Source organism: Fusobacterium sp., assembly GCF_029258315.1.
In the GTDB taxonomy this organism is placed as follows: domain Bacteria; phylum Fusobacteriota; class Fusobacteriia; order Fusobacteriales; family Fusobacteriaceae; genus Fusobacterium_B.
On record NZ_JARHZE010000019.1, the window covers coordinates 1 to 19235 of the forward strand.

General features: G+C 29.3%; 18 protein-coding genes and 1 tRNA gene. 9 read left to right on the forward strand and 10 right to left on the reverse strand.

Annotated elements, in window-relative coordinates:
* Positions 1–220: 220 nt before the first annotated feature.
* Positions 221–1588 (forward strand): melibiose:sodium transporter MelB, encoded by a 1368-nt coding sequence (gene melB, locus Q1J48_RS01395; protein WP_300360679.1) that lies wholly within the window; start codon positions 221–223, stop codon positions 1586–1588.
* A 97-nt stretch (positions 1589–1685) separates the two neighbouring features.
* Here melB and Q1J48_RS01400 read toward each other — a convergent pair whose 3' ends face one another.
* The 6 genes from Q1J48_RS01400 to prfA are packed head-to-tail and all read right to left on the reverse strand — an operon-like array spanning position 1686 to position 7038.
* Positions 1686–2720 carry a LacI family DNA-binding transcriptional regulator gene (locus tag Q1J48_RS01400; protein ID WP_300328840.1) on the reverse strand — a complete coding sequence of 345 codons (1035 nt, stop codon included), beginning with the start codon at positions 2718–2720 and terminating at the stop codon, positions 1686–1688.
* 33 nt (positions 2721–2753) lie between these two features.
* Positions 2754–3203 carry an OmpH/Skp family outer membrane protein gene (locus tag Q1J48_RS01405; protein WP_300360680.1) on the reverse strand — a complete coding sequence of 150 codons (450 nt, stop codon included), beginning with the start codon at positions 3201–3203 and terminating at the stop codon, positions 2754–2756.
* A 25-nt stretch (positions 3204–3228) separates the two neighbouring features.
* Positions 3229–3783 (reverse strand): 16S rRNA (guanine(966)-N(2))-methyltransferase RsmD, encoded by a 555-nt coding sequence (rsmD, locus tag Q1J48_RS01410; protein WP_300328834.1) that lies wholly within the window; start codon positions 3781–3783, stop codon positions 3229–3231.
* A gap of 19 nt (positions 3784–3802) precedes the next feature.
* Positions 3803–4834, reverse strand: coding sequence for a tRNA preQ1(34) S-adenosylmethionine ribosyltransferase-isomerase QueA (gene queA / locus Q1J48_RS01415; RefSeq protein ID WP_300360681.1), 1032 nt, complete (start codon positions 4832–4834; stop codon positions 3803–3805).
* Position 4835: 1 nt separating this feature from the next.
* Positions 4836–5957, reverse strand: coding sequence for a peptide chain release factor N(5)-glutamine methyltransferase (gene prmC / locus Q1J48_RS01420; protein WP_300360683.1), 1122 nt, complete (start codon positions 5955–5957; stop codon positions 4836–4838).
* Positions 5958–5961: 4 nt separating this feature from the next.
* Entirely contained in the window at positions 5962–7038 is a 1077-nt protein-coding gene (prfA, locus tag Q1J48_RS01425; protein ID WP_300328826.1) for a peptide chain release factor 1, read from the reverse strand.
* Positions 7039–7226: 188 nt separating this feature from the next.
* Here prfA and Q1J48_RS01430 point away from each other — a divergent pair, with 188 nt between their 5' ends.
* The 4 genes from Q1J48_RS01430 to Q1J48_RS01445 all read left to right on the forward strand — a co-directional run bounded on the left by Q1J48_RS01430 (position 7227) and on the right by Q1J48_RS01445 (position 10428).
* Positions 7227–8582, forward strand: a complete 1356-nt coding sequence (locus Q1J48_RS01430; protein WP_300328824.1) for a Na+/H+ antiporter NhaC family protein — start codon at positions 7227–7229, stop codon at positions 8580–8582.
* A 111-nt stretch (positions 8583–8693) separates the two neighbouring features.
* Positions 8694–9503 carry an Mrp/NBP35 family ATP-binding protein gene (locus Q1J48_RS01435; RefSeq protein ID WP_300328821.1) on the forward strand — a complete coding sequence of 270 codons (810 nt, stop codon included), beginning with the start codon at positions 8694–8696 and terminating at the stop codon, positions 9501–9503.
* A gap of 86 nt (positions 9504–9589) precedes the next feature.
* Positions 9590–9664: transfer RNA gene (locus Q1J48_RS01440), tRNA-Gln, on the forward strand.
* A 128-nt stretch (positions 9665–9792) separates the two neighbouring features.
* Positions 9793–10428: a GntR family transcriptional regulator gene (locus Q1J48_RS01445; RefSeq protein ID WP_300328818.1), complete on the forward strand. Its 636-nt coding sequence runs from the start codon at positions 9793–9795 to the stop codon at positions 10426–10428.
* 298 nt (positions 10429–10726) lie between these two features.
* Here Q1J48_RS01445 and Q1J48_RS01450 read toward each other — a convergent pair whose 3' ends face one another.
* On the reverse strand, positions 10727–11194 hold the full coding sequence (locus Q1J48_RS01450) for a D-Ala-D-Ala carboxypeptidase family metallohydrolase (protein WP_300360684.1): 468 nt from the start codon (positions 11192–11194) through the stop codon (positions 10727–10729).
* Positions 11195–11433: 239 nt separating this feature from the next.
* Between Q1J48_RS01450 and Q1J48_RS01455 the strand changes: the two genes are divergently transcribed.
* Positions 11434–12645 carry a sodium/glutamate symporter gene (locus tag Q1J48_RS01455; protein ID WP_300328812.1) on the forward strand — a complete coding sequence of 404 codons (1212 nt, stop codon included), beginning with the start codon at positions 11434–11436 and terminating at the stop codon, positions 12643–12645.
* Between the two features lie 50 nt (positions 12646–12695).
* Here Q1J48_RS01455 and Q1J48_RS01460 read toward each other — a convergent pair whose 3' ends face one another.
* From Q1J48_RS01460 to ptsG, 3 genes are all read right to left on the reverse strand, one after another.
* The gene (locus Q1J48_RS01460; RefSeq protein WP_300328809.1) at positions 12696–13181 is read right to left on the reverse strand and encodes an outer membrane beta-barrel protein; all 486 of its coding nucleotides are present in this window, start codon (positions 13179–13181) and stop codon (positions 12696–12698) included.
* Positions 13182–13318: 137 nt separating this feature from the next.
* Positions 13319–13810, reverse strand: a complete 492-nt coding sequence (locus Q1J48_RS01465) for a PTS sugar transporter subunit IIA (protein ID WP_300328807.1) — start codon at positions 13808–13810, stop codon at positions 13319–13321.
* Positions 13811–13823: 13 nt separating this feature from the next.
* Positions 13824–15305, reverse strand: coding sequence for a glucose-specific PTS transporter subunit IIBC (gene ptsG, locus Q1J48_RS01470; protein ID WP_300360686.1), 1482 nt, complete (start codon positions 15303–15305; stop codon positions 13824–13826).
* Positions 15306–15577: 272 nt separating this feature from the next.
* Here ptsG and Q1J48_RS01475 point away from each other — a divergent pair, with 272 nt between their 5' ends.
* From Q1J48_RS01475 to ptsP, 3 genes are all read left to right on the forward strand, one after another.
* The gene (locus Q1J48_RS01475; protein WP_300360688.1) at positions 15578–16684 is read left to right on the forward strand and encodes a Mu transposase C-terminal domain-containing protein; all 1107 of its coding nucleotides are present in this window, start codon (positions 15578–15580) and stop codon (positions 16682–16684) included.
* Between the two features lie 221 nt (positions 16685–16905).
* Complete coding sequence (locus tag Q1J48_RS01480) at positions 16906–17169, forward strand: HPr family phosphocarrier protein (RefSeq protein WP_300328799.1); 264 nt, start codon at positions 16906–16908, stop codon at positions 17167–17169.
* A gap of 103 nt (positions 17170–17272) precedes the next feature.
* Positions 17273–19003, forward strand: coding sequence for a phosphoenolpyruvate--protein phosphotransferase (ptsP, locus tag Q1J48_RS01485; protein WP_300360689.1), 1731 nt, complete (start codon positions 17273–17275; stop codon positions 19001–19003).
* Positions 19004–19235 lie beyond the last annotated feature (232 nt).

Genomic DNA, 19235 nt, shown 5'->3' on the forward strand with positions numbered 1-19235 from the left:
TTAACTTTTTTAATTAAGTTGTCTTTATTTTGACCTAAAACATTTGATTTTACCAAAAATCTGTTGTATACTTAGACCGCTGTTAAACAAATTGTACTTTTTATAGAAAATTAGACATCTAAAAAACACAATGTTTAACACTATATTTACAAAGTAAAATTAGTGTAATTAAGTTAAATTATACATTTTATTTTTTATAAATTAGGAGGGGTTTTTTTCAATGGATAATGTATCAAAAAAAATATCAGCAAAGGAAAGGTATTCTTTTGCAATCGGAGCTTTAGGTAAGGATTTAGTTTATGGAATTACAGCAACTTTTGCTATGGTTTATTTTACAGATGTTCTTGGGGTAGGAGCTAGTTTTGTAGGTATTGTATTTTTCGTGGCTAGATTCTGGGATGCTATCAACGACTTAATGTGTGGAGTTATTGTTGATAACACTAAAAATAAATTTGGTAAATTTAGAACTTGGTTGGTTATTGGGACTATTTCAAACGCTATTGTACTTGCTCTTATGTTTACTGACTTTGGACTTTCTGGAGCTTCACTATATACTTATGTAGCAGTATCTTATGTTCTTTGGGGTATGACTTATACTCTTATGGATATTCCTTATTGGGCTATGATCCCTAACTTCTCAAGAGATAAAAAAGAGCGTGAAAAAATTTCTGTTCTTCCTAGAATATTTGCATCTATTGCAAACACTCTTATCATTGGGGGATTTGGTATCCAAATTATCGACTTCCTTGGAAAAGGTAACACAGGTTTAGGATATTCTAGATTTGCTTATACAATATCAGCTATATTTTTAGTTACAATAGCTATTACTGTTGCAAATGTAAAAACTCCTGATGAGGTAGCTCGTATTTCAACTAAACAAAATGATGAAAAACTTGATTTCAAAAAAATGACTCAATTGATAAAAGAAAACGATCAGTTCTTAGTAACAGTTGGAGTTAGTTTAAACTATAATATCTCTATATCTTTAATATTTGCTGTTGCTGTATACTATTTTATATATGTTTGTGGATCTAAAGGAATGTTTGGAGTGTTTATGTCTTTTGCAAGTTTAGCAGAGATCTCTGGATTATTCTTATTCCCAAAAATGGCAACTAATTTCTCTAAAAAGAAAATATATTTCTATTCAGCTGTAACTCATATACTTGGATTTTTAGTTCTTTTATTCACTGGAATATTCTGTCCTCAAAATCCTATAATGACTGCATTATCTGGAATATTAATTAAATTTGGTGCTGGATTCATGCTTGGAATAATCACAGTTACTCTTGCGGATGTTGTTGACTATGGAGAGTATAAACTTAAGAAAAGAAGTGAAACTTTAATATTCTCAGCTCAAACTTTACTTGTTAAATTTACTGGAGCTCTTGGAGCTTTACTTGTTGGATTTGTTTTAGATCTAACTGGATATGTTCCTAATACTACTCAAGGACCTTTAACAATATTTGTTCTTCGTTTCCTTATGTGTATAGTTCCTATGATATTTATAACAATAAGTTATCTTCTTTATAAAAAGAAATATATTCTTAACCATCAATATATGGAAAAAATTCATGCTTCTTTAAAATAATAAATTACGATAATTCGCCCACTATTTTAAATCTAAGATAGTGGGTATTTTTTTATAAAAAATAAAAAAACTACATCGAGCTGATGTAGCTAAAAATTTATTTTAGTTTTTTTATACTTTCTCTTTCCATTATTTCGGGAAAAACTGAGATCTGTATTGGAAAATATTCATTTTCCGATTGTCTCACTACTAAATCCACTGCAATCTTAGCCATGTATTCACTATTAATACTTATACTAGAAAGAGGTGGATTTACAAAAGCAGAATAGACAGTATTATTATAATTTAAAATACTCACATCTTCTGGAACTTTTATATTATAGTGACTCAAGGCATTTAAAATTCCTATCGTTACGCTTTCATTTACAGCTAAAAAAGCTGTTGGAAATTTGTTTTTTTCATTGATAAATTTAACTACCATTTTATGTGCACTTTCTATTGAACGCTCACAATCAATTATTTGAGTAAATTCTTCTATATTTTTTTCTTTTGCATATTTAATAAAAGCATTTCTCTTTACTTCTGGTTCTTCTCTATTTAATATATTAGGAGCTGTCTTAGGCCCTACAAAGCAAAGATCTTTATGACCACATTTTAATAAATAATCAATACCTCTTTTTACTCCCAACTCTAAGTCGACCACAACACTTGAATATTTTCCATTCTTAGGTGCACAGTCTAGAAATACAATATTTTTTGATATTTTTTTTATAGCCTTCATCTTATCAGGAGAAAAATTTCCCAAAGTTATTATTCCGCTAACTTTTTTATTGGGAAACAGACTATATTTTCCTTCTTTTTCATCATATTGTATTTTTACTATCTCAATTTTTTTATTAAAACATTCCTGTTCTACAAATCCCTTTAAATACATATAATATGGATCTTGAATATATTCCTCCATATTAAAAGTTTCTACAATCCCAAGATAGGTTTTTTTTATTAAATTATTTTTTAACTTGGATTTATTTTTCTTACTCTGCATAGTCTTATATCCAGAACTCTTGGCTATCGTTCTTATTACATCTTTTGTCTTTTCACTTGCTCTCAATGTTGTATCATTATTCAGTACCCTAGAAATTGTTGTAATAGAATATCCTGTCATTTCTGAAAGATTTTTTAATGTAATCATTTTTCTTCCCTTTCATTAATACATTTTTATTTATTAAGCAATAACTCCCATAATATCTGTTTTCTTTGCAGATTTTATTATCATATTTTCTCTTGAATATTCGTCATTTAAAAATTTTAGAACTCTTTTACTTATATCGTCCACTCTACCAAAACGAACCATCTTTTTCTCAACTAACATATCTTTTTCACAGACAAGGTACATAGCCCACTCAACTTCAAAATTAACCTCTCTACTTAACTCATCTCTTTTCTTTTGAAACTCGATATATCCCTTATTTGATTTCAACTCCTCTGAATCATCATTAAAATCAATGGAGTATTTTTTCTCAATACCCTCTCTTAGTTTTTTTAAAACTTCGTTATAATCCTTTGTCTTTTGGTAGTTCTCCAATACATAGACTTCATCTATCACTGCCAATTTTTCTTTAGCAAAAGAAGGAATACACATAATTAAAATCACTAACAATATTATTTTTTTCATAAATCCCTCCTACTGACAATATTTTTTAATCTTCATTGACAAAAAATGAAATAGCCTTTTTACTATATAGTCTTCTATCTGTGAATTTAAATCCCTCTTCGTCTGAAGTAAGTTCTTCGAAAACATGGTGTTCACAGATGATTAATCCATTTTTTTCTAATATATCAGCCTTTCTTATAGCTTTTAAAACTTTTCTACAAAGTTCTTCTTTATAAGGTGGATCCATAAATATTATATCAAATTTTTCTTTTTTCTTTCCTAAAATTTCAACAGCTCTCACTACATCATTTTTATAAGCTCTACATCTATTTTCAAATCCTAGATCGTTTATATTTTCTATTATAACCTTTAGAGCCTCTGGATCTTTCTCTATCATTACAGCCTTTTCTGCTCCTCTACTTAGAGCCTCTAAAGCTATATTTCCAGTTCCACTAAAAAGATCTAGGAAACGAGATCCCTCAACATAATTTTGAATTATAGAAAAAAGTGATTCTTTAACATTAGCTAAAGTTGGTCTTGTGTCCATCCCTTTTCTACTTTTTATTTTTCTACCTTTGGCCTCTCCAGCTATTATTTTCATATTTCACTCCTCATTTAAATTAATAAATAAACATTGCATCTCCAAAACTGAAGAAATGATATTTTTTCTCTACCGCCTCTTTATACACATCTAGCATAAATTCTCTACTACTGAATGCTGAAACAAGCATTAGAAGTGTTGATTTTGGTAAATGGAAATTTGTTATTAAGGCATCTATTATTTTAAATTTATAACCAGGATAGATGAAGATATTTGTATCTGCCACTTCAGAAATAAGCTCTCCATTTTCATCAACAGCTGATTCTAAAGCTCTTACTGTTGTAGTTCCAACAGCCACTATTCTTCTTCCCTCTCTCTTAGCCTTGTTTATTATTTCACAAGCCTCTTTAGGTATCTCAAATTTTTCTGTATGCATCTTATGTTGTAATACATCTTCAACTTGAACAGGTCTAAAAGTTCCAAGTCCTACTTCTAAATATATATCAACTATTGTTATACCCTTATTTTTTATTTTTTCCAAAAGTGCCTCTGTAAAATGAAGTCCAGCAGTAGGTGCTGCTACTGACTCACCTCTTTTAGCATAAACAGTTTGGTATCTAGTTTGATCCTCTAACTCTTCCACTATATATGGAGGTAATGGCATCTCACCTAATTTATCTAAAACTTCTTCAAATACACCCTCGAAATAAAATTTAATTATTCTATTTCCATCATCTTTTATTTCAAGTAGCTCTCCAACAAGTTCGTTATTTTCTCCAATATATACTTTTTGTCCTAGTTTTAATTTTTTAGCGTGTCCAACTAAACACTCCCAAGTATCTATACTCTGTCTTTTTAAAAGAAATATCTCAAGCACAGCTCCAGTTTCTTTTTTCCCAATAAGTCTTGCTGGTATTACTTTAGTTGAATTTCTCACTAAAACATCTCCAGGATTTAAATAATCTATTATATCATAGAAGTGTTTATCCTCAGTTGTTTCATTTTCTTTATTCACTACCATAAGTCTTGAGTGATCTCTAGGCTCTCTTGGGTGTTGTCCTATTAATTCTTCTGGTAAATCATATTCATAATCTTTTAATAAAGTAGACATTTTACTCCTTTCTACCAATCACAACTCTTTGATTATTTCCGTAATCTTTTATTACTCCCATCACTTCATAACCAATTTTCTTCATTATTTCACTTACTTCTTCCCCTTGATTATATCCTATTTCAAAGGCTAGGTATCCACCTTTTTTCAAAAAGTTCATAGCCTCCTCTGAAATCTTTCTATAAAAATAGTATCCATCACCCTTATCAGTAAGAGCTGTCATAGGTTCATAATTTTTTACCTCTGGCATAAGTTCTTCATACTCTTCCATTGGAATGTATGGTGGGTTTGAAACTATTAAATCAAAATCTTTTTCCAAAACATTTTGGAATACATCAGATAAAACAAAGGTTACATTTTCAGCCTTATTTAATTCTTTATTTTGTTGAGCTACCTCTAAAGCATCTCTGCTTATATCAGCTCCAAAAACTTTTCCTTTAGGGAAGAGCTTAGCTAGTGAAATACTTATAGCTCCACTACCTGTTCCAATATCCAAAATTTTTGGTTCCTCTTTTCCCTCTAGTAAAAATTTACACTCTTCTACTAAGATCTCTGTATCTGGTCTTGGTATCAACACTCTTTCATCAACTATAAATGGCAATCCATAAAATTCCCACTCTTTTAAAATATATTGTAGAGGTTCTCTCTTCTTACCTCTTCTAAAAATATATTCTCTTATTTTTTCCTTATCTTCCTCTTTTATCTCTCTGTTAAAGTTTAACATCAAGGCATTTCTTTTTATTCCTAAAACATTGGCAAAAATATATTCTGCATCTATTCTTGCATTTTCCACTCCAAACTTTTTTAAATACTGGATTGATTTTGTTAAAATCTCTATATTTTCATTTTTAAAATCTTTTTCAACAGTTTGGATCTCCTGTGTTTTTTCTTTTTCTGCTAAGATTTCATCAAAAGTTTTTCTTTTTCTAGCCATCTCTTTTAAAAAAGTTTTTACCTCTGTTTTTTCACTTTCAGTTAACTCCATTTCAAAGTTTGAATAAAGGTTTATTCTATCCATCTTAAGAACATAGGCAATCAGTTTTTCACTTTCTACCCTAGATTTGGAAAAGGAGTATTTTTCCAAATACTCCTTTGAAAAGTTTATTATTTCTAATAATCTCATTGACCTACCCCGCAATATTTTTTAATTTTTCAGCTTGGTCAAATGTTGTTAAGGCATCTATCATCTCTTCTAAATCTCCATCTAAGAATGCCTCTAATTGATATACAGTATATTTGATTCTATGATCAGTGATTCTTCCTTGAGGGAAGTTGTATGTTCTTATCTTTTCTGATCTAGCTCCACTTCCTACTTGTAATTTTCTTTCACTTTCAACTTGAGATCTTTGTTTTTCACATTCCATCTCATATAATTTTGAAAGTAAGTGTTTCATTGCTTTTTCTCTATTTTTTAACTGAGATCTCTCATCTTGACATTGTACTACTATTCCAGTTGGTAAGTGAGTAATTCTAACAGCAGAGTCTGTCATGTTTACGTGCTGACCTCCTGCTCCTCCAGATCTATATGTATCTATTTTTAATTCTGATGGATTGATAGTTTGAATTTGTTCTACTTCATCAACTTCTGGTAAAACTGCAACAGTTGCTGTCGATGTATGAACTCTTCCAGCTGCCTCTGTCTCAGGAACTCTTTGTACTCTATGTACTCCAGATTCATATTTTAATTTAGAATATGCACCTTGTCCACTGATTGAGAATACAACCTCTTTTACTCCTCCAACACCGATTTCTTGGAACTCGATAACATCTATCTTCCATCTTTTTCTCTCTGCATATCTAGTATACATTCTATATAAGTCTCCAGCAAAAAGAGCTGCCTCATCTCCTCCTGCTCCTCCTCTTATCTCAATGATAACGTTTCTATCATCGTTAGGGTCTTTTGGAAGAAGTAATATTCTTAATTCATCTTCTAATCCAGGTAATTTTTCCTCTATTTCAGTCATTTCTTCGTTCATCATAGCTCTCATTTCGTGATCTTTTTCAGCTTTGATGTTCTCTTTTATAAAATCTAAATCTTCTTTATAAGTTTTATATTCATTATACTTTTCAACTATTGGAGTTATTTCATTTAGTGCTTTATTGTATTCAATCATTTTCTTTGTATCACTAGCAACTTCAATAGTACCTAATAATGCAGTTAATTCTTCATGTCTTTTTACAACTTCATCTAATTTTCCAAACATTTTTTTCTCCTTATTTTTTCATATATTTAACTTATAGATTATAACATAAATATTAATTAATTACTATATATTTTTTTACCCTCTATTTTGGACAATAATTTTCACTTTAATGAAAGAGAGAAATTGACTTTTCTATTTATATATTTTATAATGTAGTAATTAGTTTATTTTTATTTTAAGGGGGAGTTATGTCTCAAGAAAAAAGTAGTTTTAGAGGACTTGTACCTCTTCTAATCTTTATTTTTATTTATCTAGGAACAGGTTGTTATTTACAATTTACTGGAACTGAAATGGCATTCTACCAGTTAAAATCTCCTGTTGCTATATTTGTCGGAATTATTTCCGCTTTTGTTATTTTTAAAGGAAGTTTTAATGAAAATTTTGATAATTTTTTAAAGGGTTGTGGTAACGAAGATATTATTATAATGTGTATTGTTTACCTTTTAGCTGGAGCCTTTGCTCAAGTATCTTCAGCTATGGGTGGAGTTGATTCAGCAGTTAATTTTGCTTTGGATTATATCTCTCCTCAATACATAGCTGCTGGTATATTTGTAATAGCTGGTTTTATTTCCACTGCCACTGGAACTTCAGTTGGAGCTATTGTTTCACTTGGACCAATAGGAGTTGGACTTGCTGAAAAATCTGGAGTTTCTTTAGGACTTGTTTTAGCTGCTCTTCTTGGTGGAGCAATCTTTGGAGATAACCTTTCTGTTATTTCTGACACAACTATTGCAGCTACTCGTACTCAAGGGGTGGAGATGAGAGATAAATTTAGAGTAAACCTTATGGTTGCTGCTCCTGCTGCTTTAATTACAATTATCTTATTAATTATCTTTGGAGAACCTTCAAATTTTCTTTCACCAGAAATTGGTGTATATGGATACTCCACTGTAAAAATACTACCTTATATTTTAGTACTTGGACTTTCACTTATTGGAATGAATGTATTTTTTGTATTAACAATAGGTATATTGAGTGCTGGTTTCTTAGGACTTATCCTTGTACCAAACTTTTCTCTACTTGTTCTTTCAGAAAATATTTATACAGGATTTTTAAATATGACAGAAATTTTCCTTCTTTCATTTTTAACTGGTGGTCTTGCTCAAATGGTAAAAACTGCTGGAGGAATAAACTGGCTTATCAAAAAAATTCAAACAATGATAAGTGGAAAAAAATCTGCTCTTATTGGTATTGGAGTTTTGGTTGGACTTGTAGATATGGCTGTTGCAAATAATACTGTGGCTATAATTATAAATGGACCTATTGCAAAAAAAATAAGTGATAAATACCAAGTTGACCCAAGAAAAACTGCCACTATTTTAGATATTTTCTCTTGTGTGGCTCAAGGTTTAATCCCTTATGGAGCTCAGATGTTAATCCTTATCGGTTTTGCTAAGGGAGCTGTTAACTTCTTTGATATTTTACCATTCCTATGGTATCAAGGACTTCTTTTTGTACTGACAATACTTTCTATATTTATACCTTTTGCAGATTATTATATAAAAAAATATCCTTGGAATTTTGAAAAAGGAAAAGCTGAATAGGAAAATAAAAGATTGACAAGATATATTTTCAGTAGTAAAATTATTCTGTAATATTCGGTAATTTTGTAAACTTTAACGAAACATTTTTCATCATAGTTTAGGGAGGAAATTATGGCTAATAAAGAAATGAACGAACTTGATTTAAGAGTTAAAAAAAATATGGAACAAATTAAACATAAAATTGTTGTTATGAGTGGAAAAGGTGGAGTTGGAAAATCTACTATGTCTACAAATATCGCTTATGGTTTAGCTTTAAGAGGATATAAAGTAGGTATCTTAGATGCTGATATTCACGGACCAAACGTAGCACTTATGCTTGGAAAAGAGGGGTATAAAGCTGCTACATTCAAACCACTTGAATTATTAGATGGAAATTTAAAAGTTGTATCTTTAAGTTTCTTCTTAGGATCTTCTGATGATCCTATTATTTGGAGAGGACCTGCTAAGATAGGAGCTATCCACCAATTTTTAGGAGATGTTCAATGGGGAGAATTAGATTACTTAGTAGTTGACTTACCACCTGGAACAGGAGACGAGCCTCTTACAATAGCTCAATCTATTGGAAAAGCTGATGGAAGTGTTATAGTAACTACTCCTCAAGAGGTTTCTATACTTGACTCAAGAAAATCTATAAAATTCTCAAAACTTATAAACTTACCAATCCTTGGTATAGTTGAAAACATGAGTGGATTTGTTTGCCCTCATTGTGGAGAAAGAATTGATATATTCAAAACTGGTGGAGGAGAAAAGACAGCTCAAGAACTAAACGTTGACTTCTTAGGAAAAGTTCCTATGAATCCTGCTATTGTTACTGCTGGAGATTCTGGAAATCCTTACATTGGTTCTGGAGAGAAAAACGCTGCTCACGATGCTTTAGAAGAGATCGTTGACAAGTTAGTTGCTAAAACTCAAAACAAATAATTGATTTTCAATATTTTATTTAAAAATTAACTTTTTTTGTTGACAAGAATTAATTTTTTTGATAGAATAATTCTTGTCTAACAAGTTGGGATGTCGCCAAGCGGTAAGGCAACGGACTTTGACTCCGTTATGCGTTGGTTCGAATCCAGCCATCCCAGCCATTAAACAATAACCAAGCCTTTTAATCTTATGATTAAAAGGTTTTTTTTTTACAATTTTATAATTTCGTTTGATATTTTTTATCAAAAAGAGTATACTATTAATAAATATTATTAAGAAGAGGTTTTTTATGGGGAACTATGTAAATTTAAAAGAAAAAGCTTATTGTTTTATAAAAAACAAAATAATAAATCTTGAATTTGCTCCTGGAGAGTATTTAGAAGAAAAAAAATTAGGCGATTTATTAGAGATAAGTCGTACTCCTGTTAGAGAAGCTTTAGCTAAATTAGAAAATGAACTTTGGGTTACAAATATGCCTCGTAAAGGTATTTTCGTAACAAACATTGACGAAAATATGGTTAATGCTATTTTCGAAGTTAGAATACACTTTGAACCTGCTATTTTAGAACTTGCTTTTTCTAACCTGTCTGCTGTTAAACTTCAACTTTTTAAAAGTAGATTTGAAGAATATGAAAATTGGAATCAAGCTGAAAGAGATAAAATTGACAATGATTTCCATCTTTATATTTTTAATTCTGTCGATAATATTTTTGTAAAAAATATGTTAAATACTACTTTTGATCATCTTGTAAGAGTAAGAAAATTTTCTTTCGATAAAAAAAGTAAAGAAAGAATAGAAGAATCAAATAGGGAACATATTGAAACTATTGATTATATTCTTGCTGGTGAAAAAGAAAAAGCTGTTAAAGCCTTCAGAAAACATATTGAAAATTCTTATAAGTATTATCTAGGAATACTTTTTTAATAAATACTGACAATAGCGTCAGTATTTTTTTATTTCAACTTCTATATTAAAACGAAAGTAAAAAAATAACATATTTTGATACCTCCTTGACTCCATATAAAAAAATATCTCTACTAGACTGATCATTCATCAGTTTTTTTATTTATAAAATTTTGGAGTTTTTTTCTATTTTCAACTTAAAAAATTAATCTATAATTTCCTTATAAATAAAAAAAGCCAAAGAGATAAAATATCCCTTTAGCTAATTTAAAAATATAAAGTCATTTAAATTTATAACTCTACTTTTTTATCTATAAAATCATTGTCTTCTCTCTTCTCTTAGATTTTCTTTAAAACTTATATGTATATACTTTCTTCTTCTATATATAATAATCTGATCGTAGCTATACCCCGATTTTATTATTCTATTAAAAGCTTTTCTTATATCCCCTCTTATTGTAAAATCCACTGCTAAACCTTTAGTATGAGCTGAGGTACTACTTCCACCTATTCTTCTATTTATCTTATATCCTCTGTACCAACTGTTTATATGTAAAGGTTCTCCCACTATTCTCCTTATTTTTTCCATTCTCCAAGCTGTACTTCTTATTCTTTTAAAGTCAGCTCTTGTAGGATAATTAGATATTCTATGTCTTTTTCCATAGGAACTATAAGTCGCTTCATAAAAATTGAAATTTCTTGAAATTTTATAACTTCCTCTTTTTTGGACTCGACCACAACTAACAAATAAAAATATAATCATAAAAATACTTATTAATTTTTTCATTAATCTTTAATCCTTTTTTTAGTTTTTTTTAATTATATCATAACTTTTTATACTCTTACAAGATTATTCTTTGGAATTTTTTTCCTATTTTTTTACAGAAAAGTGAAATTTTTGCCTATTTTTATATTTTATTTTTTTAATCCTTCACTAATCCTATATAAAAAAGGAAGTATTTTTTTATTATTTTGGCATTCAAATTGCTAATTTATACTCATTACTTAAAAAATAGGGGGTTATTTATGTTAGAAATTAAATTGGATATATTCCAAACACTAGCATTCACAGTTTTACTTATTTGGTTAGGAGATTTTTTAAGACAAAAGTTTCCTATTTTAAAGAAGTATTGTATTCCGTCAGCTGTTGTTGGAGGTTTATTATTTGCTATTCTTGCATGTTTCTTACATGTTAAAGGTTTAGTAGATTTTAAATTTGACAGTAAGACTACAAATACTTTATTCTATTGTTTATTCTTTGCTGCCAGTGGAGCTGCTGCTGGACTTAGCCTATTAAAAAAAGGTGGAAAATTAATAGCTATATTCACTTTCCTAGCTGCTGCTACTGCATTTTTACAAAATGTACTAGCTGTTGGACTTGGTAAAGTTTTAGGTGTTCAACCACTTATTGCTCTTATGACAGGATCAATTCCTATGACTGGTGGACACGGAAATGCTGCTTCATTTGCACCTATAGCTGAAAAAATGGGAGCTACTGGAGCTATGGAAGTTGCTATCGCTGCTGCTACTTTCGGATTAATTTCTGGATGTATAGTTGGTGGACCTTTAGGTAACGCTATCGTTCAAAAATATGGATTAAAAGGAAGTGCTACTGCTGAAGAAGTTGCTGAAATGGAAAAAGCAAGTCAAAAAACTTTTACTTTAGATAAATCAAGATCTTTAAAAGCTACTTGTTTAATGTTTATAGCTTGTGGATTTGGAGCTACTTTATTCGCAATATTAAAGAAAGCTCTTCCAGGAGTTAACTTACCAATTCACGTTCTTTGTATGCTTGGTGGATTAATTATAAGAATTATATATGATGTATTCATCGGAGAAGATGAGGCTCTTTATGAGTGTATCGACTCTCTTGGAGAAATTTCATTAGCAATGTTCGTTACTATGTCTATTATGACTATGAAATTATGGCAATTAGCTGACCTTGCTATTCCTATGGTTATTCTATTATTTGCACAAGTTGTTATGATAGTTTTATTCGCTGCATTCATTTCTTTCAGATTACTTGGAAAGAACTACGATGCTGCTGTTATGGCTGTTGGACATACTGGATTTGGTTTAGGTGCTGTTCCTGTTTCTATGGCAACAATGAAAACTGTTTGTGATAAATATGGATATTCAAAAATAGCTTTCTTCGTTGTTCCAGTAATCGGAGGACTTATCAGTAACTTCACTAATGCTGCTATTATAACTTTCTTCTTAAACTTATATAGCAAATAGAATATTTTAATAAGAAAAAAACCTTCCTCAACCAAGGAAGGTTTTTTTTATTAGAATATACTAAATCCAACTACAAGTGAAACTTGATTTAAATTATCATCGTCCATTTTTGTTCTAGAATATAATAATTCAGCTTCCATATTGAAGAAGTACATTCCTACACCAGCACCATAATATAAGCTACCATCTTTATCTCTGTAATCATCGTCTGTATAAAGTACTCTTCCTAGTTTTCCAACTATATATGGTTGAACTGGAATTAAAGGAAAGAAATTAAATTTTGCAAGTCCATAAACTGGAACTGTTTCAACTTCAACCTCATCTGCACTTTTATTATAAGCTATTCCTACCCCTAGATCTGCTAAAGCAAAACTTTGAGTAACTTCCACTCCAAATGTTGGAGCATAGTTTTCAAAACTTCCACTCTCTTTATTATAAGATGAAGAGTTTGTGATACCTCCTAATCTAAAATGTGCATCTAGTGCAAGAATATTTACAGAAAATAAAAGAAATATTCCTAATAATAATTTTTTCATCTTGTTGCACCTCCCTTTCTTTTAAACTTAAAAGAATTATAGCACAAATATTTAAGTTTTTCAAAAAAAAGAAAATAGCCAGAATACCAGCTATTTTCTTAATTTGTTTGTGTGTATTTTTTAATTTAGATTATAGATTACTTTAAATAAATTTTCATCAAAAGGTCTCCTGCTTTTATCTGACCTTTCCCTAAAACTTCTATCTTTTCAACCATATCCATAGAAGTAATTATTATTGGAGTTTTAACTGAAGGAGCATTTTCTTTTAAATATGCTAAATCATACTCTATAAGTTTTTCTCCTTTTTTTGCTGTATCAGATATTGCTAATCTTTTTAGACCTTTTCCATTTAATTTTACTGTATCTACTCCAAAGTGAACTATCATCTCTAGTCCCTCTTTTGTTTCAATACTTACAGCATGGTTTGTATCAAATATATCAATTTGAGCATCTACTGGTGCAAATATCCCCCCTTCACTTGGTTCTATTGCACATCCATCTCCTATCATCTTTTGGGCAAAAGCCTCATCTGGAACCTCTTCTAAAGTTATAACTGTTCCATTTAATGGTGAATATATTTCCACCACTTTTTCATTTTTAGATTTTTTAAATATATCAAATAATCCCATTTTTTCCTCCTAATTAAAGATCTGTCATTTTCTTTAAATCATTACAAATAAATTGAGCTTTTGAACCAAAAATTGCTTGAACTCCATTTTTTCCAACTTTTAAAACTCCAGATGCACCTAATTTTTTTAACTCTTTATCCTCTACTAAACCTGTATCTTTAACTTCAACTCTAAGTCTTGTTATACAAGCATCTAAAGAAACTAGGTTATCTTTTCCACCTAAAGCATTTAATACTCCAACAGCTAATTCTTCCTCTCCTAATTCTACTTTTTCCTCTTCAGTTTTTTTCTCTCTTCCTGGAGTCATTAAATTGAATTTTCTTATTGCAAATCTAAATCCAAAATAGTAGATAACTGAGAAACAAAGTCCAACTAATACAGCCACATGCCATCTTGTTTCAAACCCTTCACTTCCTGGAAGTATTCCAAAAACTATAAAGTCAACCAATCCACCAGAGAAAGTTAAACCTATTCTGATATTAAGAATATTCATTAACATAAATGCTAATCCTGCAAATAAGCAGTGAACTCCATATAATATAGGAGCAACAAATAGGAATGAAAATTCTAATGGTTCAGTAATTCCTGTTAAAAATGATGTTAAAGCTGCTGAGAATAAAATTCCTCCAACTAATTTTTTATTTTCTTTTCTTGCTTCGTGATACATTGCTAAAGCTGCACCTGGTAATCCAAACATCATTATTATAAATTTACCAGTTAAGAATTTTCCAGCTCCTTGATAAGTTGCTGAACTAAAGTTAGTAACTCCGTCTTTTAACATTGCAAACCAAATTGTTTGGTCCCCTTTTACTATATCTCCAGCTTTATTTATGTACTCTCCAAAATCATACCAGAATGGAGCGTAGAATATATGGTGTAATCCAAATGGAATCAATGATCTTTCTACCAAACCAAACATAAATGTTGATATATTTGTATTTCCTTCATTGGCGATATATGATAATTTGGCTAATCCTATTTGGACTGGTTGCCAGATAGTTGGCATTGCCATTCCAACTAAAAATGCTGTTATTGCTGTCATTATTGGAACTAATCTTTTTCCAGCAAAGAATCCTAAGAATGGTGGTAGTTCTGTTTTATAAAACTTTTTATAACAGATTGCTGCTATTACCCCAGCTATTAATCCACCAAAAACTCCTGTTTGAAGTGTAGGTATTCCCATTACCATCGCATACCCTTTATTTCCTGCTTCTATCATAGCTTGAGCATCTGTGATAGTTCCCATAGTAGTGCACATAATTAACAGAGCTACTATTGCTGCTAAACCTGCAACCCCATCTCCACCAACTAATCCTATCGCTGCCCCCACAGCAAATAATAGTGGTAAGTTTCCAAATATAACCCCTCCAACTTGTTCCATTAAAGGCATCTGTAATTTGTTACCAAATGCTAAAAATAGTCCTGCTGCTGGTAAAATAGCAACTGGAGTCATCAACGCTTTTCCAACTTTTTGAATTTCTGCAAATACTTTCATCTCTTTTTTTATGTGAATAAATTCACACACCCTCCTTTTTTTAATCTTTTAAACACTCTTTGATGTATAGTACTTTTTTTGTTATTTATGTTTTATTTTATTCTGATTTGATTTTATATTATCACATCTCTAGAAAAAAAGTCAAGTTTTTTTCTAAAAAAATGAGCCTTTTTTTTGCAATATTTTTTTATTGACTTTTATAAAATTATATTGTATTATACAATTGATTATTGTATTTTGAACTATTTTTTTATAAATATGGGAGTATCAAAATGAATTCACTAGACGAATTAAAGATAAAAAGATTTAAGATAATTGAGCCTTTTTTGAAAAAAGAAAAAAAATTAAAAGATATTGAAAACGAAACTGGAATTTCTTACGCAACTCTTAAAAGATGGACTAAATCTTATAAAGAAAATGGCTTATTTGGTTTAGAAAAAAAAGAACGTGAAGATAAAAACTCTTTCAAAGTCATAGATCAAGAGGGAATTTCAATAATAAAAGATCTTTGTTCTAAAGAGAATGAATCAAATATTTCAAAACTATATGAAAGTTGTAAGAATACTTTAAAAGAAAAAGATTATAATATAAGTTATCCAACTTTTTATAGAATTTTAAATAATTTAGATGGATTCTTTAAAAAATCTGTATCTTTTCATTTAAATAAAATAAAAAAATCCAATGAAATTTTCTCAGTTATCGAAATGCCTATCTCTATATTTGTTCAATCTACTAAAGTAGTTGTTCCATCTGTATTATTGCTATTCGATTTATCTGATTTAAAAATTATTCATTATTCTTTAAATACAGATCCAACTAATATTTATTCTATTCTTGGATTTATTAAAGAGGCATTATTGAAATTATCTATATTAGAAAATAAATTGATAAAACCAAAGGAGATTCTTATAGATTCAGAAAATAATACAATAAGTAAATCTATCTCAAAAGAGATATTCAATAAAACTAATATTAAAATTTCTAACTATACATCTTATGATGAGGAGATTAAAAAATTTGCCACTCTTTTAAATGAAGATTTAAATAAAAACTTTTTTGATAAAGATAAAATTTTCTTAAAAAAAGATGTCGAAGATTTTTTAAATCCATATATATATCTAGACAATCAAGATTATAATTTTGAACTTGAATTTAATCTTATAAAAAATTGTGAGTTTTCAAAAGAATTTGATGTCTTATTACAAAGTACAACTAGAAAAATTTCAGCTTCTAGTTTTAGATTTAAAAACATTATATTTAAATCAAACATTCTAAAATCTCTAGAGGGACAAGAAGTAGAATTAAAGTTCAACCCCCTAGATCAGAAAAAAATTTATATTTTCTTTAAAAATCAATTTTATGATTTAATAACAACTTAATCACTAAAGAAATATAGTCAAAATTAAAAATTTAATCAATACACAAAAATCTTAAAAAGTCAATCTTATTTTAATACTATTTGTATTTTTTATATTTATTTTGTTAAATAAAGATGTTTTTTTATTGACAATTTTTATTTTATAATATACTATGTTCATAGTACAGTTTTTATTTTGTTCATTGTAAATATAGAATATTTATTTATATCTGGAGGTTAAATATGTTATCTAAAACTGTTGTAATTACAAACGAAACTGGGCTTCACACTAGACCTGGAAATGAATTTGTTGGACTAGCTAAAACTTTTAAATCAGTTATTGAGGTTGAAAATTCTGAAGGGAAAAAAGTTAAGGGAACATCTCTTTTAAAACTTCTTTCTTTAGGTATAAAAAAAGGAACTCAAGTTACTGTCTATGCTACTGGAGAAGATGAACAAGAGGCTGTTGATAAACTAGCTGATTTTCTTGTTAATTTAAAAGATTAATAGGTTCTTAAGCTTTTGGGATGAGAAGGTTATTTCTCTCTCATTTTTTAAAAATAATAAATAAAAGTTTCAATCAAACTATAAGGAAAGAAGGTATTATTAAATGAGTAAAATTATTAACGGAATCCCTGCATCACCTGGAATAGCAATTGGAAAAGTTTTTCTATATAAAGAAAATGAAATTGTTATCAATAAAGATAATATTGAAGATGTTGAAGCTGAAAAAGATAGACTTCTTGCTGGAAGAAATGCTTCTAAAGAACAATTATTAATAATAAGAGAAAAAACTGCAAAAAAACTTGGAGAAGATAAGGCAAGTATTTTTGATGGACATATCACTTTATTGGAAGATGAAGATTTATTTGATGAAGTTGTAGAACTTATTGAAGATGATAATATAACTGCTGAAAATGCTCTTGAGCAAGGTATTCAAGGATATTGTGAAATGCTTGGTTGCTTAGAAGATCCTTATTTAAGAGAAAGAGCTGCAGACCTTAAAGATATTGGAAAAAGATGGTTATACAATGTTACTGGAACTGCTATATTAGATCTTTCAAATTTACCAAAAGATTCTATTATCATCACTAAAGATCTTACTCCTTCTGACACTGCTCAATTAGATTTAGAAAATGTTCTAGCTTTTGTTACTGAAATCGGAGGAAAAACTGCTCACTCATCTATTATGGCAAGATCTTTAGAAATTCCTGCAGTTGTTGGAACTGGTGAACAATATTCTGATGTAAAATCTGGAGATTGTATCATAGTAGATGCCTTAGAAGGAACTGTAATCTTAGATCCTACTGATGAAGAGATTAAAACTTATACAGAAAAAAGAAATACTTTCTTAGAAGAAAAAGAATTATTAAAACAATTAAAAGATAAAGATGCTGTATCACTTGATGGTAAAAAAGTTAATACTTGGGCAAATATAGGATCTCCTAAAGATATTGAAGGAGTTTTAAAAAATGGAGCTCAAGGAATTGGACTTTATAGAACTGAATTTTTATTTATGAATAACGACCGTTTCCCTAGTGAAGATGAACAGTTTGAAGCATACAAAGCAGTTGCTGAGGCTTTAGAAGGAAAACCTGTTACTATCAGAACTATGGATATCGGAGGAGATAAATCTCTACCTTATATGGAACTTCCAAAAGAAGACAATCCTTTCTTAGGATGGAGAGCATTAAGAGTTTGTCTTGACAGACCTGAAATTTTAAAAACTCAATTTAGAGCTTTATTAAGAGCATCTGCTTTTGGTTATATAAAAATTATGTTACCTATGATCATATCTCTAGCTGAAGTTAGAAAATCTAGAGAATTACTTAAAGAGTGTATGGAAGAATTAAGAGCTGAGGGAGTAGCTTTTGATGAAAATATTCAACTTGGTATAATGGTTGAAACTCCTGCAGTTGCTTTTAGAGCTAGATCTTTTGCAAAAGAATGTGATTTCTTCTCAATAGGAACTAACGACTTAACTCAATATACTCTTGCAGTTGATAGAGGAAATGAAAAAATTTCTAAACTTTACAACTCATACAACCCTGCTGTTCTTCAAGCTATAAAATGTGCTATTGATGGAGCTCACGCTGAAAATATAACAATTTCTATGTGTGGAGAATTTGCTGGAGATGAAAATGCTACTGCTGTTTTATTTGGTATGGGACTTGATGCTTTCTCAATGTCAGCTATCTCTGTTCCTAGAATAAAAAGAAATATCCTAGCACTTAATAAAAAAGATTGTGAAGATTTAGTTGAAAGAGTTTTAGATTGTGCAACAGCTGAAGAGGTTATGGAAGAAATTTCTAAATTTAATTCATCTGTTTATAATAAATAATTAAAAAGTCTATTATATTTTTAATAGTCCAATGATTAAAATGCTAAAAAGATTTTTTCTTTTTGGCATTTTTATTTTATTAACAAAATAAATTTCTTTTAATAAAACCTCTGTCTTACTTTTTATTTATAGATTATAACTAATTTTTTTACTCTTTTATAGTCATTAATAAATAATAAGTTTTTATATTTTTTATCATAGTATATTTTATAATTTCTTAATAAAAAAAAGC